Source organism: Sphingomonas sp. AC449 (genome assembly GCF_979253475.1).
On sequence record NZ_CEEDCZ010000002.1, the window covers coordinates 243,465 to 264,704 of the forward strand.

Annotated in this window: 21 protein-coding genes and 1 tRNA gene; 11 read left to right on the forward strand and 11 right to left on the reverse strand. The window is 66.1% G+C overall.

What is annotated here, in order from left to right:
- The first annotated feature begins 20 nt into the window (after positions 1 to 20).
- From panB to AC0CH3_RS04765, 6 genes are all read left to right on the forward strand, one after another.
- A complete protein-coding gene (panB, locus tag AC0CH3_RS04740) occupies positions 21 to 881 on the forward strand; it encodes a 3-methyl-2-oxobutanoate hydroxymethyltransferase (protein ID WP_056021128.1) in 861 nt (286 codons plus the stop codon).
- 128 nt (positions 882 to 1,009) lie between these two features.
- Positions 1,010 to 1,771: a tetratricopeptide repeat protein gene (locus AC0CH3_RS04745; RefSeq protein WP_082445951.1), complete on the forward strand. Its 762-nt coding sequence runs from the start codon at positions 1,010 to 1,012 to the stop codon at positions 1,769 to 1,771.
- Positions 1,768 to 3,090, forward strand: a complete 1,323-nt coding sequence (locus AC0CH3_RS04750) for a PQQ-binding-like beta-propeller repeat protein (protein WP_056021131.1) — start codon at positions 1,768 to 1,770, stop codon at positions 3,088 to 3,090. Before AC0CH3_RS04745 ends, AC0CH3_RS04750 begins: the two co-directional genes overlap by 4 nt.
- A 73-nt stretch (positions 3,091 to 3,163) precedes the next feature.
- Positions 3,164 to 4,534, forward strand: coding sequence for a ribosome biogenesis GTPase Der (der, locus tag AC0CH3_RS04755; protein WP_354302334.1), 1,371 nt, complete (start codon positions 3,164 to 3,166; stop codon positions 4,532 to 4,534).
- A gap of 12 nt (positions 4,535 to 4,546) precedes the next feature.
- Positions 4,547 to 4,789 (forward strand): sulfurtransferase TusA family protein, encoded by a 243-nt coding sequence (locus AC0CH3_RS04760; RefSeq protein ID WP_354302335.1) that lies wholly within the window; start codon positions 4,547 to 4,549, stop codon positions 4,787 to 4,789.
- Between the two features lie 49 nt (positions 4,790 to 4,838).
- Positions 4,839 to 5,276, forward strand: a complete 438-nt coding sequence (locus AC0CH3_RS04765) for an Hpt domain-containing protein (protein ID WP_082446028.1) — start codon at positions 4,839 to 4,841, stop codon at positions 5,274 to 5,276.
- A 90-nt stretch (positions 5,277 to 5,366) separates the two neighbouring features.
- On the opposite strand, the gene bfr is transcribed toward AC0CH3_RS04765, so the two are convergent.
- The 3 genes from bfr to purL all read right to left on the reverse strand — a co-directional run bounded on the left by bfr (position 5,367) and on the right by purL (position 8,504).
- Positions 5,367 to 5,882: a bacterioferritin gene (bfr, locus tag AC0CH3_RS04770; RefSeq protein ID WP_056022246.1), complete on the reverse strand. Its 516-nt coding sequence runs from the start codon at positions 5,880 to 5,882 to the stop codon at positions 5,367 to 5,369.
- Positions 5,883 to 5,982: 100 nt separating this feature from the next.
- Positions 5,983 to 6,153 carry a (2Fe-2S)-binding protein gene (locus tag AC0CH3_RS04775; protein ID WP_082445953.1) on the reverse strand — a complete coding sequence of 57 codons (171 nt, stop codon included), beginning with the start codon at positions 6,151 to 6,153 and terminating at the stop codon, positions 5,983 to 5,985.
- 122 nt (positions 6,154 to 6,275) lie between these two features.
- Positions 6,276 to 8,504, reverse strand: coding sequence for a phosphoribosylformylglycinamidine synthase subunit PurL (gene purL, locus AC0CH3_RS04780; protein WP_354302338.1), 2,229 nt, complete (start codon positions 8,502 to 8,504; stop codon positions 6,276 to 6,278).
- Between the two features lie 130 nt (positions 8,505 to 8,634).
- Between purL and AC0CH3_RS04785 the strand changes: the two genes are divergently transcribed.
- Positions 8,635 to 8,997: a hypothetical protein gene (locus tag AC0CH3_RS04785; protein WP_156350402.1), complete on the forward strand. Its 363-nt coding sequence runs from the start codon at positions 8,635 to 8,637 to the stop codon at positions 8,995 to 8,997.
- A 134-nt stretch (positions 8,998 to 9,131) separates the two neighbouring features.
- Here the strand turns inward: AC0CH3_RS04785 and map are convergent, their stop codons facing one another.
- Positions 9,132 to 9,959, reverse strand: coding sequence for a type I methionyl aminopeptidase (gene map / locus AC0CH3_RS04790; protein WP_056021143.1), 828 nt, complete (start codon positions 9,957 to 9,959; stop codon positions 9,132 to 9,134).
- A 51-nt stretch (positions 9,960 to 10,010) separates the two neighbouring features.
- On the opposite strand from map, the gene AC0CH3_RS04795 reads away from it, so the two are divergent.
- A complete protein-coding gene (locus AC0CH3_RS04795; protein ID WP_056021146.1) occupies positions 10,011 to 10,769 on the forward strand; it encodes a competence/damage-inducible protein A in 759 nt (252 codons plus the stop codon).
- Positions 10,770 to 11,020: 251 nt separating this feature from the next.
- Here AC0CH3_RS04795 and AC0CH3_RS04800 read toward each other — a convergent pair whose 3' ends face one another.
- Both AC0CH3_RS04800 and AC0CH3_RS04805 read right to left on the reverse strand, forming a co-directional pair.
- Complete coding sequence (locus AC0CH3_RS04800; RefSeq protein ID WP_354302340.1) at positions 11,021 to 11,413, reverse strand: hypothetical protein; 393 nt, start codon at positions 11,411 to 11,413, stop codon at positions 11,021 to 11,023.
- Positions 11,414 to 11,685: 272 nt separating this feature from the next.
- Entirely contained in the window at positions 11,686 to 12,300 is a 615-nt protein-coding gene (locus tag AC0CH3_RS04805) for a TetR/AcrR family transcriptional regulator (RefSeq protein ID WP_056021153.1), read from the reverse strand.
- Positions 12,301 to 12,481: 181 nt separating this feature from the next.
- Between AC0CH3_RS04805 and AC0CH3_RS04810 the strand changes: the two genes are divergently transcribed.
- Positions 12,482 to 13,345, forward strand: coding sequence for an NAD(P)-dependent oxidoreductase (locus tag AC0CH3_RS04810; protein WP_354302342.1), 864 nt, complete (start codon positions 12,482 to 12,484; stop codon positions 13,343 to 13,345).
- A gap of 2 nt (positions 13,346 to 13,347) precedes the next feature.
- On the opposite strand, the gene AC0CH3_RS04815 is transcribed toward AC0CH3_RS04810, so the two are convergent.
- The 5 genes from AC0CH3_RS04815 to AC0CH3_RS04835 all read right to left on the reverse strand — a co-directional run bounded on the left by AC0CH3_RS04815 (position 13,348) and on the right by AC0CH3_RS04835 (position 18,702).
- On the reverse strand, positions 13,348 to 13,707 hold the full coding sequence (locus tag AC0CH3_RS04815) for a thiol-disulfide oxidoreductase DCC family protein (RefSeq protein WP_354302343.1): 360 nt from the start codon (positions 13,705 to 13,707) through the stop codon (positions 13,348 to 13,350).
- Positions 13,704 to 14,261, reverse strand: a complete 558-nt coding sequence (locus AC0CH3_RS04820) for a TspO/MBR family protein (RefSeq protein WP_354302344.1) — start codon at positions 14,259 to 14,261, stop codon at positions 13,704 to 13,706. The genes AC0CH3_RS04815 and AC0CH3_RS04820 overlap by 4 nt, the downstream gene beginning before the upstream one ends.
- 3 nt (positions 14,262 to 14,264) lie before the next feature.
- Entirely contained in the window at positions 14,265 to 14,513 is a 249-nt protein-coding gene (locus AC0CH3_RS04825; protein ID WP_465237652.1) for a glutaredoxin domain-containing protein, read from the reverse strand.
- Between the two features lie 107 nt (positions 14,514 to 14,620).
- A complete protein-coding gene (locus AC0CH3_RS04830) occupies positions 14,621 to 15,652 on the reverse strand; it encodes a phytase (RefSeq protein ID WP_354302346.1) in 1,032 nt (343 codons plus the stop codon).
- Positions 15,652 to 18,702, reverse strand: coding sequence for a TonB-dependent receptor (locus AC0CH3_RS04835; protein WP_354302348.1), 3,051 nt, complete (start codon positions 18,700 to 18,702; stop codon positions 15,652 to 15,654). The genes AC0CH3_RS04830 and AC0CH3_RS04835 overlap by 1 nt, the downstream gene beginning before the upstream one ends.
- 244 nt (positions 18,703 to 18,946) lie before the next feature.
- Between AC0CH3_RS04835 and AC0CH3_RS04840 the strand changes: the two genes are divergently transcribed.
- Both AC0CH3_RS04840 and AC0CH3_RS04845 read left to right on the forward strand, forming a co-directional pair.
- Positions 18,947 to 19,020, forward strand: a tRNA-Gly gene (locus AC0CH3_RS04840).
- A gap of 138 nt (positions 19,021 to 19,158) precedes the next feature.
- Entirely contained in the window at positions 19,159 to 21,201 is a 2,043-nt protein-coding gene (locus tag AC0CH3_RS04845) for a hypothetical protein (RefSeq protein ID WP_465237653.1), read from the forward strand.
- Positions 21,202 to 21,240 lie beyond the last annotated feature (39 nt).

Here is a 21,240-nt window from a genome sequence, read left to right on the forward strand (position 1 = left end):
GCGGACGCTAGGATAGCGGCATGTCAACGACCTACACCCTCGATACCGCGACGAGTCGCGCGAACCCGACCCCGGCCCCGCTCAAGCGGCTGACGATCCCGGCGATCCGCCGCCAGAAGGGGGCGACCCCGTTGGTGATGCTGACCGCGTACACCGTCCGCAATGCGCAGCTGCTCGATCCACATTGCGACATGCTGCTCGTCGGCGACAGCCTGGGGCAGGTGATCTACGGGCTGCCGTCGACCGTGCCGGTGACGCTCGACATGATGGCGGCGCATGGTGCCGCGGTGGTCCGGGGCAGCTATCATGCGGTGGTCGTGATCGACATGCCGTTCGGCAGCTATGAGGCGTCGCCCGAAAAGGCGTTCGAGAGCGCCGCCTGGCTGCTCAAGCAGACGGGTGCCGCCGCGGTGAAGCTCGAAGGCGGCACGGCGATGGCGCCGACCGTCAAGTTCCTGACCGAGCGCGGGATCCCGGTCATGGGCCATGTCGGGCTGACGCCGCAGGCGGTGAATATCCTGGGCGGCTACGGCGCGCGCGGGCGGACGCCCGAAGAGGCTGCGAAGATCGTCGCCGATGCGCAGGCGGTCGCCGAGGCGGGTGCGTTCGCGCTCGTCATCGAGGGCGTCGTCGAGCCCATCGCGATCGAGATCACCCGCACCGTCGCCTGTCCGACGATCGGCATCGGCGCATCCGCCCTATGCGACGGACAAGTGCTTGTCGCCGAGGACATGCTTGGCCTGTTCGACCGGACCGCGCGGTTCGTGAAGCGGTTCGAGGATCTTGCCTCGAAGATTTCGGGCGCGGCGGAAACCTATGCCGCCGATGTCCGGTCGCGCGCGTTTCCCGGACCCGATCAGACCTACGCACCAAAGGACTGATGCGCGCAGGAGGCGCGGGCGCGGGGGGAGGATCGATCCGGCTTCCGTTTCGTCCGAGTGGCCGCTAAGGTCCCGCCTCTTCACAGCCATTCCCGGTTTTGTTCCCTCCATAGTTTCCGGAGTTACCCTTGGCCCTGCCGCCGAAAACCGATCAAGCCTTTCTCCGTGAGGTCGACGAGGAGCTGCGCCGCGACCAGCTCGCCGGGTTCTGGACGACCTGGGGCAAGTGGGTCGCCGTCGCCGTCGTCGCGGCACTCGTCGCGCTTGCGGGGTACATGTACTGGCAGCACCGCCGCGAGACCACCGCGGGTGTCGAGGGCGAGCAGCTCCAGATCGCCTATGACGCGCTGTCCGCCGACAAGGTCGCCGAGGCGAGCAAGACGCTGACCCCGTTGGCGACGTCGGACAGTGCCGGATACAGCGCACTCGCGCGGTTTACCGAGGCCGACATCCTGCTGCAGAAAGAGGATATGAAGGGCGGCGCGGCGAAGCTCGCGGCGATCGCTGCCGACACGTCGGTTGCCCAGCCGTTTCGTGATCTTGCCCTGATTCGCCAGACGTCGGCAGAGTATGACACGCTCAAGCCGCAGGTCGTGGTCGAGCGGCTGCGTCGCCTCGCGGTCACGGGCAATCCGTGGTTCGGGAGCGCGGGCGAAATGGTCGCGGTCGCCTATCTGCGACAGGGCCAGCGTCCGCAGGCGGGGGCCATGTTCGGCCAGATCGCGCGCGACGCGGGCGTGCCGGAAACGATCCGTCAACGCGCGGTTCAGATGGCCGGTGTACTGGGCGTCGATGCCGTGGTCGATACGGCGGCGTCGAAAGCCAGCGGCGCAGCGCCAACCGCATCGAACACCGGGACTGCTTCTAACGAGGATACCAAAGCGCAATGACGAAGTCTTATCGGGTGACGGTCGCAGTGGCTGCGCTCATGGCACTGAGCGGCTGCGGTATCTTCAAGGGTAGCGTGAAGAAGACGCCGACGGTCGGCGACCGCGTGTCGATCCTGACCTCGGAAAACGGCGTCGAGACGGACGCGACGATCGCCGACGTCCAGGTCCTGCTGCCCGCGCCGGCGGTCAACGACGCCTGGGCGCAGCCCGGCGGCAACCCGGCCAAGTCGATGGGCCAGCTGGCGCTGGGCGCGCAGCTCAACCGTGCGTGGCAGGCGACGATCAACGGTGGTTCGAACCGCGAGCGCATGGCGGCGTCGCCGGTCGTCGGCGAGAACAAGCTGTTCGCGATGGACGTCGGTGGCATGGTCCATGCCTATGCCGCGGATACCGGGGCCGCGCTCTGGACGGTGTCGATCACCGAGGGCAAGACCAACCAGTCCGCGCGCTTCGGCGGCGGCGCGAGCTATGACGACGGCAAGGTCTACGCCACCGACGGCGTCGGCGACGTCGTCGCGATGAACGCCTCGGACGGCGCCATCCTGTGGCGCGCGAAGCCGGGCGGTCCGCTGCGTGGTTCGCCGACGGTTGCAAACGGCGCGGTGTATGTCCTCACGCAGGACAACCAGATCTTCTCGATCAACCAAGGCGACGGCAAGATCCAGTGGGTCCAGTCGGGCACGCTCGAAACGCAGGGCGTGTTCGGCGTCGCGGCGCCTGCGGTCAGCCAGGGCACGGTCGTCTCGGGCTTCTCGAGCGGCGAACTCAGCGCGTATCGGTACGAGAACGGCCGCATCCTCTGGCAGGACGCGCTGTCGCGCACGTCGATCACGACGTCGGTATCGAGCCTGTCGGACATCGATGCGGCGCCGGTGATCGACGGCGGGCGCGTCTATGCGGTCGGGCAGGGCGGTCGCATGGTGGCGCTCGAGCTGGCAACCGGGCAGCGGCTCTGGGAGCAGAATTTCGCAGGCATCTCGACGCCGTGGATCGCGGGCGAATGGCTGTTCGTCGTGACCGACGACGCGCGGCTGGTCTGCCTTTCGCGATCGAACGGCAAGGCGCGCTGGATCGCGCAGCTCCAGCGCTTCGACAACGAGAAGAAGAAGAAGGGCCCCGTGACCTGGTATGGTCCGGTGCTTGCGGGTGAGCGGCTGCTGCTCACCAATTCCCGCGGCGAGATCGTCTCGGTCAATCCGGGCGACGGCAAGGTCGCCAACACGATCGAGACCAAGACGCCGTTCACGCTGCCGCCGATCGTGGCGAATTCGACGCTCTACACGCTCGACCAGAAGGGCAAGATCACCGCCTATCGCTAAACCCGGCGCCCCTCTCCCGCGGGGGAGAGGGGTAACAGGTGACGACGGCCGCTTCGCACGCTAAGGGCGGGCCATGTCCAAACTCCCCGTGGTCGCAATCGTCGGCCGCCCCAATGTCGGCAAGTCGACCCTTTTCAACCGCCTCGTCGGCAAGAAGCTTGCGCTGGTCGACGACCGCCCCGGCGTCACGCGCGATCGTCGTGAGGGCGACGCGTCGCTGATCGGGCTCGAATTCCGCATCATCGACACCGCCGGCTACGAGGATCACGACGCGCAGACGCTGCCGGGCCGGATGCGCCAGCAGACCGAGGCCGCGGTCAACCAGGCCGATGTCGCGCTGTTCCTGTTCGACGCGCGTGCGGGGATCGTTCCGCTCGACGAAGAGATCGCCCGCTGGCTGCGCACCGCCGACGTTCCCGTGATCCTGGCGGCGAACAAGGCCGAGGGACGCGCGGGCGAGGACGGTATCCTCGAGTCGCTCGCGCTGGGTTTCGGCGATCCCGTCCAGCTCTCCGCCGAGCATGGCGAGGGGATGGGCGACCTGTTCGAGGCGCTGCTGCCGCTGCTCGAGGGCAAGGACGAGCTTCCCGAGGAACAGCCCGACAACGAATATGAGGGGCCGCTCAAGCTCGCGATCGTGGGGCGTCCGAACGCGGGCAAGTCCACGCTGGTCAACCGTATCCTCGGCGAGGACCGGATGATCACGGGGCCCGAAGCGGGGATCACGCGCGACTCGATCAGCGTCGACTATGACTGGCATCCGACCGGCGGCGAAGCGCGCAAGGTCCGGCTGATCGACACCGCGGGCATGCGCAAGCGCGCCAAGGTGCAGGACAAGCTCGAGAAGATGTCGGTCGAGGACGCGCTCCACGCGGTCGACTTTGCCGAGGTGGTGGTCTTGCTGCTCGATGCCACGCTGGGCCTCGAGGCTCAGGATCTGCGCATTGCCGACAAGGTCCTGCAGGAGGGGCGCGCGCTCGTGATCGCGCTCAACAAATGGGATGTCGCGGAAAGCCCGTCGTCGCTGTTCAATGGCGTCAAGCGCGCGCTCGAGGACGGGCTGAGCCAGGTCAAGGGCGTGACCGTGATGACCGTGTCGGGCGCGACCGGCAAGGGCATCGACCAGCTTCTCCAGGCGTGCTTCGACACGCGCGAGGCCTGGTCGAAGCGCGTCGGTACGGGCGAGCTCAACCGCTGGTTCGAACGCGCGATCGAGGCGACGCCGCCTCCCGCGCCGGGCGGCAAGCGGATCAAGATGCGCTACGTCACGCAGGTGAAGTCGCGTCCGCCGAGCTTCGTCATCTTCGGCACGCGTGTCGATCAGTTGCCCGCGAGCTATGAGCGCTATCTGGTGAACTCGATGCGCAAGGATCTGGGCTTCGGCGCGGTGCCCGTGCGGCTGATGTTCCGCGCGCCGAAGAACCCGTACGACGAGGACAAGTAAGCGGGGCGGCGGATGATGCATATCGATGCCAGGGGACTGCGCTGCCCCTGGCCCGCCGTCCGGCTTGCCAAGGCCCTGCGCCAAGGCGCGGACGCGGTGACGATCGTTGCCGACGATCCGAAGGCGCCTGCCGAACTGACGCTGGTCGCCGCGGCGGCGGATGCCGATATGTCGATCAATACGGATGCAGTTGCGCCAACTTTTGTCGTGACACGCCGGCCGGTCGGCAACACTGTCTTTACACAATCGCCATAAGGTCGCGAACGTCCTTCATGGCAGTCCAGCCGAACGGGAGAAGGTGTCGGTGTCGTTCGAGGGAAGCACTCTGGTCAACTGGCCTGCGTTTCAGCAGGCCCGCAGCGAACTGGGGGGCGGGTTCATCCGCATCCTCGGCTATTTCCGCGAGGATGGCGTCAAGTCCGTCGCGGCGATCGAGGCGGCGATGCGTGCGGGCAGTGCGGCGGCGCTGATCATTCCCGCGCATACGCTGAAGGGGGAGGCGCGCCAGTTCGGCGCCGAGCCGCTCGCCGATCTCGCCGAAACGATCGAGACGATCGCTCGGGACTGTATCGAAGTGCATGATACGCCCGAGGCCGCGCTCGAGCATGTCGCGCGGCTGCGCCCGCTGTTCGGCGAAACACTGACGTTGCTCGAGCGCGAAGCCAACCCGGTGGTCGCGCGCCGTCCGGTCGGCGGTGGCTTCGGGCGTCGTGCCGTACCCACCGGTTTCGGCACCGAATAAACGCGCCGTCAGGCCGCGATCGTTCTTGTAGGACGCGCGGCCCGCTGACCCCGATCACTCGCGATCGTGGTCAGCGGATACCGGCGCCGCTCACGCCTTCAGATAGGGCGCCGCGCCGGCTTTGGGCGAGTCGTGCTCCGAAATCGAGTTGAGCTGGATGTAGTTGTGGATGCCCATCCGGGCGATCATCTCGAACTGGCGCTCTAGCGTGTCGACATGCTCTTCCTCGCTTGCGAGGATCCGCGCGAACAGGTCGCGGCTGATATAATCCTTCACGCTCTCGCAATAGGCGATGGCGCCCTTCAGCTGGACCGTCGCCTCGACCTCGAGCGCAAGGTCCGACTTCAGCACCTCCTCGACCGTCTCGCCGATCCGCAGGCGGCCGAGCAGCTGGAAGTTGGGAAGGCCATCGAGAAACAGGATGCGCTCCGACAGCCAGTCGGCATGCTTCATCTCGTCGATCGATTCCATGCGCTCATATTGGGCGAGCTTGTAGACCCCCCAATGTTCGAGCATCCGGTAGTGGAGCCAATATTGGTTCACCGCGGTCAGCTCGTTCTTGAGCGCCTCGTTGAGCAGGTCGATTACTTGGGGGTCGCCGCGCATGGCCATATCTCCGTCACCTCTGGCGATCATGTAGCGGGGTGACAGACCAGACGGCAAGCCCGGATACTGGCCGATTTCCGAGAGTTATTAGATGCAAACGCTATGCAGCAGCGCGTTCGTCTTCGATGATCGCGCGCGCGACCGACGTGCATTGACCACATTTCGGCCGACGACCGAGTGACCGGAACGCCTGGCATGGCGTGGTGCATCCGCCTCGCGCGCAGCTGCGGACATCGGATTCTCGTATGGCATTGCAAACGCAGACGACCATGAATGCTCCTCTATGAGGCGCATGATCTAGCGATAATGCGAACCAGTCGCAAGCGCTTTTGCGTTCTATTCGCAACAAGCCGGATGTCCGGCGTGGGGGCCTGCCACGCCGGATCGATCGACTTACGCCAGCGCCGCGTCCGTCCCCATGAGCTTGGGGAAGAAGCCTTCATGCGCCGAGCGGAGCGTATCCAGCGTGATGACGTCGTCGCGGTCGGGGCGCTCGAAGATCAGGCGCTTGCCGCCCGTGCGGCCGAGTGGCTCGGCTTCGACGTCGGCGGCATGCGCCGCACCGAGGAAGTCGAGCAGCGCATGATCCTCGACGGTGACGATATAGACGCCCTGGTCCTCGGCGAAGAACGCGCGCGCGCAGTCGAACGGCTGCTTGCGGTCGATCATCGCGCCAATGCCGCCCGCGAGCGCCATCTCGGCGAGCGTCACCGCGATGCCGCCGTCCGAGACGTCGTGGACCGCAGTCAGCTGGCCGAGCGCGATCGCCTCGCGGATCAGGTCGCCGACGCGGCGCTCGGCGGCGAGATCGACGGGCGGCGGTGGGCCGGCGTCGCGCTGTTCGCGACCATGGCATTCGCGCAGCCACAGCGACTGGCCGAGATGCCCGCCGCGCGTGCCGACCGCGAGGATGATGTCGCCCGAGCCCTTGAACGCGATCGTCGCATTCTTCTGCCAGTCCGCGAGCAGGCCGATCGCGCCGATTGCGGGCGTCGGCAGGATCGCCGAGCCGCCGCCGGTCGCCTTGGATTCATTGTAAAGCGAGACGTTGCCCGAGACGATCGGGAAGTCGAGCGCGATGCACGCGTCGCTCATCCCTTCGAGGCAGCCGACGATCTGGCCCATGATCTCGGGCCGCTGCGGGTTGGCGAAGTTGAGGCAGTTCGTCACCGCCAGCGGCAGCGCGCCGACCGCGGTGAGGTTGCGCCACGCCTCGGCGACCGCCTGCTTGCCACCCTCGACGGGGTCGGCGAAGCAATAGCGCGGCGTGCAGTCGGTGGTCATCGCCAGCGCCTTCTGCGTGCCGTGGACGCGGACGACCGCGGCGTCGCCACCGGGGCGCTGCACCGTGTCGGCGCCGACCATGTGGTCATATTGCTCCCAGATCCAGCGGCGCGAGGCGATGTCGGGCGAGCCCATCAGCGTCACCAGATCGGCGGCGATGTCGTTGCTGTGTGGCGCGTTTGCGAGCGGCGCGGGCTTGGGCGTCGGCACGTGCGGGCGATCGTAGAGCGGCGCCTCGTCGGCGAGCGGCCCGAGCGGAATGTCGCAGACCGTCTCGCCCTTGAACGTCAACACCATGCGGCCGGTGTCGGTGACGCGGCCGATGACCGCGAAATCGAGTTCCCACTTCTTGAAGATCGCCTCGGCCTCGGCCTCGCGACCGGGCTTGAGCACCATGAGCATCCGCTCCTGGCTTTCGCTCAGCATCATCTCGTACGGCGTCATGCCGGTCTCGCGCTGCGGCACGTCGTCCATCGTCAGCTCGATGCCGACGCCGCCCTTCGACGCCATCTCGACCGCCGACGACGTGAGGCCGGCTGCGCCCATGTCCTGGATCGCGACGATGACGTCGGTCGCCATCAGTTCGAGGCAGGCCTCGATCAGCAGCTTTTCGGTGAAGGGATCGCCGACCTGGACGGTCGGGCGCTTGGCGTCCGAATCCTCGCCGAAGTCCGCGCTCGCCATCGTCGCGCCGTGGATGCCGTCGCGACCGGTCTTGGAGCCGACATAGACGATCGGATTGCCGATGCCGCTGGCGGCCGAGTAGAAGATCTTGTCCTGATCGGCGATCCCGACGGTCATCGCGTTGACCAGGATGTTGCCGTCATACGCGCTGTGGAAGTTCACCTCGCCGCCGACGGTCGGCACGCCGACGCAATTGCCGTAGCCGCCGATGCCGTGGACGACGCCCGAAATCAGGTGGCGCATCTTGGGATGATCGGGCCGGCCGAAGCGCAGCGCGTTCAGGTTGGCGATCGGCCGCGCGCCCATCGTGAAGACGTCGCGCAGGATGCCGCCGACGCCGGTCGCCGCGCCCTGGTACGGCTCGATATAGGACGGGTGGTTGTGGCTCTCCATCTTGAAGATCGCCGCCTGGTTGTCGCCGATATCGACGACGCCGGCATTCTCGCCGGGGCCGCAGATGACGCGGGGGCCCTTGGTGGGCAGCTTCATCAGGTGGATCTTGCTCGACTTGTAGCTGCAATGCTCGGACCACATCACGGAGAAGATGCCGAGCTCGACGAGATTGGGCTCGCGGCCGATCGCGTGCAGGACGCGCTCATATTCTTCGGGGGACAGGCCGTGGTCGGCGACGATCTGCGGTGTGATCTCGGTCATGGGGGGAGGCCATAGCCGCCCGCCCTGGTAGTTTCCAGCACGGATGCCCTTTTCCGGCAGACCCGGGCCGGCGCGGCTGGACAACTATCGTAAATGTGCCATTCTCCTCGCATTAAGGGGGGAGAGCACAATGTTACTTGCCATGATGCTAGCAGCGGCCGGACCGGGCGCAGTAATCACCGGTGATTTTGACAGGGATGGGCGAATGGATCGCGTCGCCATTTCCAAGGATGGTAATCTTCACAAGGTGATGATGTACCGATCCTTCATGTCCGACGTGGTTATGGTTGAAATGAAGGTTGAGGTCGGCAACGATTTCAAGTTCAACAAGGTCAACCGTGTCGATCGCCGCGCCGCATGTGATTTCGCGTCCCTGTCTCGATACGCCTGCGACGCCGGCGACGTGCTGCAATATGGCAACGGCGTATCCAGCGCGATGGCGGTCTGGAATGGTCAGCGCTTCATCGTCTACCGGCCGCCGGTGGGCAAATGATGGCAGGGTAGAACCGAACCTATTCTTGCCGCTCGAATCGCGTCGGGCGGGGACCACTGCATGGCCCCCGGTCCCGACGCTCATAGTGCACCGACGATCGTCGCGTCGTCGGTGCCTATGCGAAACTCACGCGATCAGACGTAGGGCGGCTGCGTGTAACCCTTGGGGCTGAGCGTGAAAATCTCGCAGCCGGTCTCGGTGATCCCGATCGAATGTTCGAACTGGGCGGACAGCGAGCGGTCGCGCGTCACGGCCGTCCAGCCGTCGTCGAGCAGCTTCACGTCGGGGCGGCCGATGTTGATCATCGGTTCGATCGTGAAGATCATGCCGGGGCGCAGTTCGGGGCCGGTGCCGGGCTTGCCGACATGGACGACCTCGGGCGCGTCGTGGAACAGCCGGCCGACGCCGTGGCCGCAGAAATCGCGGACCACGCCGTAGCGGTGCTTTTCGGCATGACGCTGAATCGCGTTGGCGACGTCGCCCATGCGGTTGCCGGGCTTCGCCTGCTCGATACCCAGCATCAGGCACTCATACGTGACCTCGACCAGCCGCTTCGCCTTGATCGGCACGTCGCCGATCAGGTACATCCGGCTCGTGTCGCCATGCCAGCCGTCGAGCAGCGGTGTGACGTCAACGTTGACGATGTCGCCCGATTTCAGCGTCTTCTCGCTTGGAATGCCGTGACAGACGACATGGTTGATCGAAATGCAGACGCTGTGGGTGTAGCCGCGATAGCCGAGCGTCGCAGGCACGGCGCCTGCAGCGGTCACGAAGTCGTAGATCAGCCGGTCGATCTCGGCCGTGGTGACACCTGGCACCATGTGCGGCACGATCATGTCGAGCGTCTCGGCCGCAAGCCGACCGGCCTTCATCATGCCCTCGAACGCGGCGGGACCATGAAGCTTGATGGCGCCGGTGCGTGCCTCGGGAGCGTCGGACGTGACGGTTACATATTCGGTCATGGTGAAGGATATAGCGTGGCGGCGGAGCTTTTGCGAGGCTATGCAAAGGCCATGGGACAGGAACGCATCTGGACGGCCGCGCTGACGATCATCGGCGACGAAATCCTGTCGGGTCGGACGCAGGACAAGAACGTCGCGCAGATCGCGGCGTGGCTCAACGTGCAGGGCATCCGTCTGGCGGAAGTGCGCGTGGTCGCGGACAGGACGGAGGCGATCGTCGAGGCGGTCAACACGCTGCGCGCGCGCAACGATTACCTGTTCACGACCGGCGGGATCGGACCCACGCATGACGACATCACCGTCGACGCGATTGCCGAGGCGCTCGGTGTCGCGGTCGAGCATCATCCCCGCGCGATGGCCATCCTCGAGCGCTATTACGCGACCCGCGGCGGGCTGAGCGAAGCGCGTGCGCGGATGGCGCGGACGCCGGCGGGGGCCGAACTGATCGACAACAAGGTGTCGGGCGCGCCGGGTATCCGGATCGGCAACATCTTCATCATGGCGGGTGTCCCGCATATCACCGCGGGCATGCTCGATGCGCTGACGGGGACGCTCGAGGGCGGTCGCCCCGTGGTGTCGAGGACGATCGGCTGCTGGGTCGCCGAGAGCGAGGTCGCCGACCTGCTGCGCGATGCGGAAAAGGCGCATGAAGGCGTTGCGATCGGCAGCTATCCCTTCTTCCGCGACGGGCGGACGGGCGCCAATTTCGTGGTGCGCAGCGCCGACACGGACCTCGTCGACCGGTGCATCGCCGATCTCGTCCGCGATCTCGAGGCCGCGGGGCGGGTGGTCGCACCCGACGGGATCTAGCCGCCTCCAGGCGACGGTGTCGCGTGCCCGCGGCGATTTTTGCGGATCACGCAACGCGCTTGCATGGCGTTGCGATCTCGGTCTAGCTTCTCAAAAAATAATGGAGAGGCTGTATGACTGCGAGCAATGTAATGCTGACGATCATTGGATGTATTGCCGCGTTGCCGATCTTGGCACTCGCCTTCGTCGCCTTGCGCCCGGTCCGTTCGGGTCGGCCGATCGACTGACGGCAGCCTGAACAGGATTTGGCGTCAAGCCGCCGCGCGCGCTGACTGCGAACCGACGCGCATGCCGGTGACGCTGATGACGAGCGTCTCGATCTGCGCTTCGGTATAGCCCGCGTCGAGGAACCGGGCGATCTCGCCCGTCGGCAGCGCGAAGCCGCGGCGCCAGGCATAGACCGCAAGACGGCGGAGCGCTTCGAGGCGCGGGTCGGCGAGGCGCGACGCAGCGCCCAGACCAAACAGGCTGCCCATCGCGCGCGAAATACGGCCGGGGGTCGTCAGGCTTCGCAACGTGTCGCGCTTCGCCATCGCGATGACGCTCCATTCGATCGCGGAGAACCCCGTCGGCGCGGCGACGGCGGAGGCTGCGCGGCACCCTGAGGGCGCAGCGAACATGTTGTCGAGGTCGAGATATGCCATGCTGAATCCCCTTGTCCCGTGATCGTGCATCGACACTGCCGGCAAGCGTGACGCACGCGTCCAATCGCAGGCTCGTCTGTATCGAGGCGTGTAGCGCCAATTCCCGTCGGGCCGCCGAAGCTGACCCAGAAGACGTCAACCGGACCCGGTCGAAGCTTCAATACCAGTCGGTATATTAAGCGGGCGCAGAGGCGTCAATCACATTCTGTACTGGCCGGTAATTTAAGCGGGTCGCATACCGCGTCGCTGTCGCCAACGGATGCCGACCGGTCTCAGCGCGTCGGCCAGACCATCATGCTCGTCGCGACGAGTTGCTTGAGTTCGTCGCACGTTGCGCCCGAACCTCCCTGGATAGCCAGCCCCTGCATGATCGCGAACAGGTACCGCGCCAATGCGGGCGACTCGAGGCCCGGGGGGAACTCGCCCGCAGCCTTGGCCTGGTCGAAACGGCGGATGAGCGCGGCCTCGGAGGATGCGCGCCGCTTGACGACCTCGGTCTTGATCGGCTCGGCCTCGGCGCCGCATGCGACCGAACTGATGACGCCGAGACAGCCCTTGGGATCGCAGCTGCTGGTCTGCATCTGCAACGCGCCCATCAGCAACCGCTCGGCCACCGCGCGCGCGCTGGGCGCATCGAGTGCGGACGTCATATAGGCAAGCTTCTCGCGCTCGTAGAGGTCGAGCGCCTTGTGAAACAGCGCCTCCTTGTTGCCGAACGCAGCATACAGGCTTGGCTTGGTGATCTTCATCTCGGCGGTCAGCTCGGCCATCGATGCCGCTTCGTAGCCGTTCCGCCAGAACACGCGCAAAGCCGCCGCAAGCGCCTGATCGAGATCGAACTCCCGAGGGCGGCCCTTCGGGGCGGTGAATGCGCAAATCCTATTCATACCGCTTGGTATATAGGCCCGGTGCGGAAAACGTCCAGTGATCGCACGGGGTTTGCCGGACACGCCAGCGCGTGGGGCGGCGGCCCCGTGCTGGCCGCGACGGAACGCGAGCAGGGCTTGGTCGCTTTGGCACGGACAGGTGGCGGCCGCCGCCATCGTGGTGAGACAAGGACAACGGCATATGAAGATCGGATTCATCGGCTTGGGCCAGATGGGGATCGCAATGGCGACCAACCTGATCGACGCGGGACATGACGTCACCGTGTGGAACCGGTCGGCGGCAAAGGCCGACCCGCTGCTGGCACGCGGGGCGACACTGGCGGCGACGCCGGCTGACGCGGCGCAAGGCGAGGTGGTGATGACGATGCTCGCCGACGATGCCGCGCTGGAGACGGTCGTATACGGCGAGCGAGGCATCCTCGGCTGCCCCGCCTTGCATGTGTCGCACAGCACGATCAGCGTCGCGCTCGCCGAGCGGCTGACGGCGGATCAGGGGAATGCTGGGGGATTCGTATCGGCGCCGGTGTTCGGACGGCCACCGGCGGCCGCAGCGGGGGCGCTGTTCGTCGTCGCGGCGGGGGCGGATGAGCGCATCGATCGGTGCAACGAGTTGTTTGCGGCGATCGGCCAGCGCGTCTTTCGCGTCGGCGATACACCGTCGGCGGCAAATCTCGTCAAGCTCAGCGGCAATTTCATGATCATGGCGGCGATCGAGTCGATGGCCGAGGCGATGACGCTGGCAGAGAAGGGCGGTGTCGACCGCGCGATGCTGCTCGAAGTGCTGACGGGGACGCTGTTCGGGGCCCCGGTCTACAAGACCTATGGCGAGATTCTCGTCGAGGACCGCTTCACGCCGGCAGGCTTTGCCGCGCCGTTGGGGCTCAAGGACATGAACCTCGTCGACGCCGCCGCAGGGACGCTTCGCGCACCGATGCCCGTCCTCGGCGTGGTTCGCGATCACCTCCGCACGGCAATCGCGCAGGACGGTCCAGACGTCGACTGGGCAGCGATCGGGCTCGTCGCGCGTCGCAGCGCCGGTCTCTAGCGTCAGACGGCGTCCCGCCCCCCGAGCAGCCGTTGCAGACGGGGGCGGACGACGAGGAAGCCGAGATACGCGCGTTCCATAAGCCGCAACGCGAGCGGGTTGCGCGCCAGCAACCCGAGCGGCCGCAGCACCGGGATCACGCGCCACATCGCGGCGAACGCCGCGGCGCCCGATAGCAGCGTGCCGTCTTCGCGGGCATGGAACCGCGCCAAGAGCGCGCGCCGGTCGATCGGACACGTCGCGTCGGGGCTGGTCGCATCGATGAATTCGATCGCGCCACGCCGATCGAGGCGCCGCATGATCGCAATTTCCCGTCGGCATAGCGGACAGTCGCCGTCATGCCAGACGGTCAGGCGGGTCATCGCGCGCGATCCGTGTTGGTCGCGCTGATCCGCGCGGCAAGCAGCGTCGCAAAGCCCAGCCAGCCGACAAACGGCACGCCGAGCAGTGCCGCCGGGCGGTCGACCTTCGCCGCGGTCGCGACGTAAGCGCCGCCGGTCGCGACCATCGCGCCGGCGACGGCGGCGCTCGATCGCAGCGCATGCTTGCGGAAGAAGACCTCGGTCCAGCCGCCAACCATCGCGGTGTTGAGCAGCCAGAGTCCGACAGCGCCCGAACGCGTCGTGCTGGCGGGCTGACGGAGCAGGCGATAGCCACCCACCGCGAGCCCGGTCTCGAGCACGGGCCAGACCGCACCGAAGACCGCATCGGGCGGCGTGAAGGACGGCTTGTCGAGCCGCTTGTACCAGCGCCGGGTCGCGGGGTGCGACGGATCGGGCGCGTTGCGTCGCCCGATCGCGGCACTCACGCCGAGCACCGCGACGATGATGAGCGCAGACGCGGCGCGTGACAGCGCGGGGGCGCCCGAGTTGACCGCATCGTCCGCGGCCTTGGTAGCGGGGAGGGGGGGCGCCATCACTCAGCGCGCCGCGAGATAGCGTTCGAGATCGTCGCAGCCGCCGATCGTCTCGCCGTCGATCACGATCAAGGGCGTCGTCGCGATGCCATGCTCGGTCTTGAACGCCTCGACCGCGTCGCGGTCGCGCAGGATGCGGTCATCGACGTCATAGCCCTCTGACTGCAGCAACTGCTTTGCACGGATGCCGAACGGGCAGATATGGTCGGGGAGCACCATCCGGTGCAGCGTGGCGGTACGGGGTTCGGTCATATCGTCCTCGCGGTCGCGCGATCCGATCATCGGACCGCGCGCATGCCGCTATAGCGCGGGACCGGGACGGACGTTCCGTGGCCGCGCTGTCGAACGCCGCGCGCATCTCAGCGTTTGAGCGCGCGCCGTATTCTCGACCAGCTGACGAACTTGAAATTCTGCGTGTCGGGCGCATTGTCGCCGTCCTGCGCGACGAACAGCCCCGTCGGATAGTCCGGCCCGAAATTGCCGAGCGCGAGTTCGATCCCGTCGGTCTCGCTCGTGCCGTCGATCGCGCCGCCACCGATACGGAACCGCCCCACAAAGGTCGCGCCGGGCAGTCGGTAGAGCGTGTAGGCATTGTCACCCTGGCTCGAGGCCACGAGATAGCCGCCGGTGCGGCCAGACGGGGCGAGCGCAAGCCCTTCGGCATCCGCGACAAGCGTCTTGCCGTCGACCTTTGCGATCGGCGTCGCGGTCGGCGCGGCCGCAGGATCCGCGTCGAACCGCCAGAGCCCGACATCCTCCTCGGCGACGTAAAGAAGCCCGGTCCGGTCATCGACGACGCAGCCTTCGGCCTGGCTGGCAAGCTTCATCGAGCGCACCGTCGTGACTTTGGGGGCGGCCCCCGAAAGGTCGATCGCGACCTGGTCGATCCGGCCGTCCTTCAGGACGACAAAGCCGAACAGCGCCTTGTCGCGGGCGCGGGTCCACAGGCACATGCCATAGGCTTCGCCGGGACCGACCGGAAACCGGCCGAGCGGCATCAACCGCGCCGCAGCCGTGTCGAGCACGAACAGCGCGACGTGCGCCGTCGCCAGCTCGGCGCGGTCGCTCGCGGCGGCGATCACGCGCCCGCCCGACGTGCGAATGTCGACATTGTTGAGCCGCGCGGCGGGGGTGAAGCTCAGCCGCTTGCCGGCAAGGCTGTAGACATGGATCCCGACTTGCTTGTCGGTCCCGATCACGAGGCTTTTCGCGGGATCGGCCGCGTTGCGCCAGATCGCGGGATCGTCCGCCGCATCCGACAGGCTGTCCACCGGATCGGTCTCGGCCGTCGCCGCCACCGTTACCGCCACCGTCGGCACGGCGGCTGGCGGCGTCGTCGTCTGCGTCACGCAGCCGCACAGCAGGAGCGCGGCAAAAGGAAACGCGCGCATCAGAACGTCACTCGCACGCCGCCGGTGTACCGACGTCCGAACGTCTCGTGCTCGATCGTGTAGGCCGAGGATCCGGCATAGCGGCGACCGGGACCGTTCAGCAGGTTCGCGAAATCGCCGTAGATCTCGACATTGCCGTTGATCGCATACCGCACGCTCGCGTCGAGTTCATTGTCCTTGGCCCAATAGAAATCGCCGCCGTCGATCCCGCGGACGACGCCCGAGATATTGGCGGTGCCACCGATCGCATCGAGCCATGCCGACCGGTTCTGATACGAGACACGCGCCGAAAAGCCGTATTTCTCATAATAGGCGATCAGGTTGTAGATCGCGTCGGAGGCACCGGGCAGCGGGACCTTGCGCGACGGCAGCGCAGCGGTGCCGGGGGTTTCGGCGCGGCTTTTGTTGATCGTCGCGTTGAGCTGGACGCCGAACCCGCCCATCCAGTCGGGCAGGCCGAGATCGGCGACGAACGGATCGAGCTGCTGCTGGATCGCGCCTTCGATCCCCATGATATAGCCGCTGCCGCCGTTGACGACGGTCGAGAAGACATAGTCCGAGCGATCGACCCCGTTGGTGTTCAGGATCGACCGGCCAAAGCTCTGCGTCGAGTCGAACAGGACGTCGGTAACGTCCTTGTAATAGGCGCCGATCGACAGGAAGCCGCGCGGCATCGTGTAATATTCGACGTAGAGATCGACACCCTTGGCCTTTTCGGGCTTCGCGTCCGGGTTGCCGCCGCTGATCGTCCGGTTCGCGTCGTCATAGGACAGGTTGGGGCGAAGCTGATCGTAATCGGGGCGTGCGGCGCCGGTGTTGAACGACAACCGCGCCTTCATCCGGTCGTTGACGTCCCAGTTGAGGTGAAGGCTCGGATAGACGAGCGTCTGGCTCGACTTCACGTCGAGCAACCCGACGGTCGAGAAGGCCTGCGCATCGTTGCGGATATGCTCGACCCGCACGCCACCGATCACGCTGCCCCAGTTGGTCGTCGCGGTCGCCATCGCATAGCCCGCATAGACCTGCTCGCCGACGTCGTAGAAATTGGCGTCGGTACGGACATAGCTGCCGACGGCCTGTGCCTGGTCGACAAGCCCGAGGACCTTGTCGCGGTCGAAATACTGGAAGGTGTAGCCGAGCGGGATCTCGCCCTGGAACCCGCCGGGCTTGGCGATCGCCGCATAGTTGGTCGGGATGCCGGCCGCCGCGAACTGTGCGGGCGTGCTCAGGTCGAGCAGATATTCGTTCGAGGTCTTGGTGCGATCGTCGTAGCGGATGCCGGCCGCGAACACCGTCGAGGCCCCGAACACCGTCGCCGCGCGGCTGATGTCGAGCTTTGCGGTATAGGCCTCGGTGACGTCCTGCGCCTTGAGCGAGCGCAGGCGCGAGAGGGTGCGCGGGAAATCCTCGATCGCGGTCACCCGGTCGCCGCGCGAGAAGGTGCCGTCGGGGTTGCGGATCGTGCGGTACAGCTCGACCTTCGCAAGCTGCGGATCGGTCAGGTCGTAGCCGACGGTCAGCCGGTTGGCGGCGTTTGCGCCGTTGGTCCCGAACGAGGGGCTGTCATAGTTCAGCTGCGCGGGCTGCGACCGGTCGTCGATCGAGCGCGTGAAATTGCCGCGCCATGCGACCTTCCAGTCGCCCAGCTCGTGATCGCCGCCCAGCGTGTTGGTGAACACCGACTGCTTGTACTTGCGCACCGTGAAGTTCGAATTGAGATCGACGCCGTACACCGTCCCGAGCAGCGGCGTGTTACCCGTGCAGACGTCGGCATAGCCGGTGGTCCCCGAGGCGGGACGCGCGTTCACCGAACAGGCGGCGGTGCCGTTGGGCGTGCGCGACTGCTGGTCGTCGAGATCGAAGATGTAGTTGTTGCGCTGCTCATCGTCCTGAAACGCCGAATAGATCGTCTCGGCGAACAGCTTGTGACCGGGGGCAGGGCGCCAGTCGAGCCGGGTCGACAGCGAATAGTTCTTGCGCGTCAGCCGGTAGAGCTTGTTCTCGGTCTCGCGCGCCCAGTTGCGCGTCTGATACCCCGGGCGGAGGTCGCGATCGACCGCCTCGAAATCGGTCTCGAAATTGTCGGTGACCATGCCGCGCCGATACAGGCTGGCGGACGAGACGATGCCGAACTCGCCGATCCCCGTGTCGATCCGGTCGGACACGACGAGCGAGCCTTCATATTCCGTCTTCTTGCCCAGCTCGACATGGCCCGCCCCGCCCTTGGCCTGCACCTTCAGCCCTGGATAGTCGAAGGCCGAGCGTGTGATGATGTCGACATTGCCCGCGATCGTCTCGCCGGTCATGTCGGGGGTCACCGCCTTGCGGACGATGATCTGCGACGCGATCGCCGAGGGGATCGAGTCGAAGCGCGCATCGCGGCCCTCCGGACTGACGACGTTGATCCCGTCGAACGACAGCGTGGTCCAGTTGATCGGCGCGCCGCGCAGCGTGATGTACCGCGCCTGGCCCTGGTCACGCTGGACGCCGACGCCGGGCAACCGGCTGACCGCCTGCGCGACGTTCTGGTCGGGCAGGCGCCCGATCGAGTCCGAGGCGATGACCGAGACAAGCGACGGGCTGGTCCGCTGGATCTGAAGCGCCGCGGCTTCGGACTCGGCGATCGGCCGCGAACCCGAAACCACGATCTCCGCATCCGCGTCAGGGGCCGACGCCGTCATCGCGACGTCGAGCGGCACCGCGGCGTCCGCGACCGTCACACTGCGCGTGACGTCCGGGAAGCCGACATAGCGGATCACGACGTCGTGCGTGCCTGCGGGGACGCCGGTCAGCGAGAACCGCCCCGTCCGGTCGGCGGCGGTGGCGAGGCCCAGCGCGGGGATCGAAACCGACGCGCCATCGAGATAGTCGCCGCTACCCTGCTGCGACACGACGCCGGTGATGCTGCCGCTCGCGCGCGGCGCCCCGGCGGGGTCGGCTTTCGTCTCGGCGCGCGCAATGCCCGATGCGAGCGGCATCACCGCACAGCCGAGCAACAGCGCGCGCAGAAGGACGGGACCGCGTGAGCGGTGCGACAGGCCGATGATCATGATACTTCCCCCAGTGGTCCAGCTGGTCGGCTGGCCTGCGGGGGTGCCTATGGGACGCGGATGGCATCTGGGTGACGTGGCGGTGACAGTTCAGTGACGTGGTGGTCACCCGTGTCGCCCGGGACGTGGATCGCGGCGCCCATCGCTCAGAAGCATCTTGCGCCGTCCGCGTCGAGCCGATAGACGCTCGCCATCGCAGTGCGATGCGGTTCGGCTGGTCGATCGACCAGCACGGATACGGCATGCGGGTGTAGCTCAATGGTAGAGCTTTTGCTTCCCAAGCAAGTGACGAGGGTTCGATTCCCTTCACCCGCTCCACATCTACGCTGAACCCACACGAATCCGCCATTCCGGCGTCCGGTCGCGCCTCGCGGGACACCGGTCTGTGCACCAAGCTGTACACACGACGGTATCGTCCGCCCGCATGAGAGGTCCGCGCCGGCGATCGGGCGAGACGTGGATGTGGCCTCGGTTTCCTATCTCTGGCGGCGCGGCGCGCGCTATCATTACCGGCGCAGGTTGTACCTGCGCGGATTGGCAAATTCTCCTATAACGGTCCCTTTGGCTACCGCAGATCCGGTCGAGGCCCGTCGTCTCGTCACCAGACTGTCGGCGAAATGGGAGGTGATGGTGATGCAGATGTTCGACCGGGCCAGCCGCGGCTTTCTCAAGGCGGGAGAGCTGGAAAGCGTGTTCAGGGCGGGACTGGACGAGGAGCTGGGGCTGGCGTTGGCGCCCCAGCTCACTAGCCGCGCGGCTTCAGGCGTCGATCAGCGCCCGCTTCGCGTCCTGGAGGCTACCTACCGGATCGCGGCGCGCTTGCCGGCCGATGCCGACAGCATCCCGTCCGACCTGATCGACGAACTAACCGATAGCTTCGCGGACAAGGACCGCGCCGCCGTCGTGCTCATGCTCAAGTCGCTTGCACCACACAAACTCGCGAACCGCGACGCCGAGCATGTCCTGCAGCAGCTCTCCGCACCGGTGACCGCACGGACAATCGAGGATGCGCGGGTTCAAATCCTGCTCGCACGAGCAGAGGCGCAGGCGCGTGCGGGATTCGCGCAGCATCCGCTTGCGATCCGACAGGGTGACCCGTTCGCGGCGCTCCTCGACGACGACGTTGTCGCAGCGATCCGCCGAGGCTCCACCGAGCGGCCTGCGCCTAACCGCACGCCCCGTGACAATGGCAGCGACCAGCAATTCGCATCCGCATCCGCTGGCTCACCATTCCTGACCCAGGATACTCGGCCATTCAGCGAAATTATTGAATCTACCATCGAGATGATCCAAGGGTCCGGAGACTGGAACGCGGATTTGAGTCAGCGGCGGCGCGTCATCCAGGCTTTCTGCTGGATCACGGGCGATAAGCGACTGTGTGATTACAGTGCTATCGATGCACAGTTGTTCGCCAAAACGCTGCGCGATTTGCCGGTGGAATTTCGCTGGGGATCACTGACGTCTGGCAGCATGATGCGTCCGGTCGAAGAGGTAGTCGCCGAGGTCAAGGCGATGAAAAATACGACGCCCCGAAACGACCGGACCTATAATCGCGACTTGACGATCATGGCGCGCTTTTCGCGCGAGTTGGCAAAGGTGTCGTGGAAGCCGCGTTACGGGAAAGACCTTGTAGTCGACTTCAACGCGTTCACTGCAACGGTCAGCGACGACCCGAGCAATCCCGACCGGATGCCTTGGACGGAGGAACAGCTAATCTGCGCTTTTTCCAGTCCGATCTATACTGGGGGTGGCAACTGCAGTCGCCGTTTAAAGGTCGATCCAAGCGGTGCCGTTTGGCAGGACGCTGCCTATTGGGTGCCGTTGCTGCTTGCCTATACCTTCATCACCAGGGAAGAAGCATGCGGGCTGGAGATCGAAGAAGTAGTCTTCGACGTCGATCTTCCGTTCTTCGTCATCAAGAACAACATGACCCGCAGCAAGGACGGCAAGAAGGCGGCAGGCCTGAAACGTCCCGCGCGCTACCGCGCGATCCCGCTCCACCCTGAACTGTTGCGCCTCGGGCTCAAAGAGTATGTGGCCGCCATCGAAGCGGAAGGCCACCGCATGCTGTTCCCCGAGCTCTACCGCGAAGGCCTCACGAACAGAGGCGGTAAGCGCTTTTATGCTTCGGCCGGCCGCTATATCATCGACCATGTCGACGCCATCACACCCCTGCTTCGAACATCTTTAGGAAAGCGGGCCGACCTGCACTCGATGCGGACTGCCGGTGGCAGCGCGCTCGAGGACTCGGATGCGAAGCAAGTCGTCGTCGACGACATCATGGGCCATGCTCGCGAGGGGACGGGCCCCCGCAAATATAGCAAGGCCTGGTTCGCCAAAGGGGGCGCCGCAATCCTTGCAAAGCGCCTCTCGTTGATGTGCGGTGCAACGCCGAACATGACCGCGCACCTCACACCTGCGCCGCTTGCCTTACTGCCACTGGAGGAACGGTCTCGGACGGGCTCTTCGGTTGGCTGTGCCTCGCGCAGAAAGGCGTAGCGTCAAGATTGGTCGGCGGGTCATCTGCAGAGCTGGAAG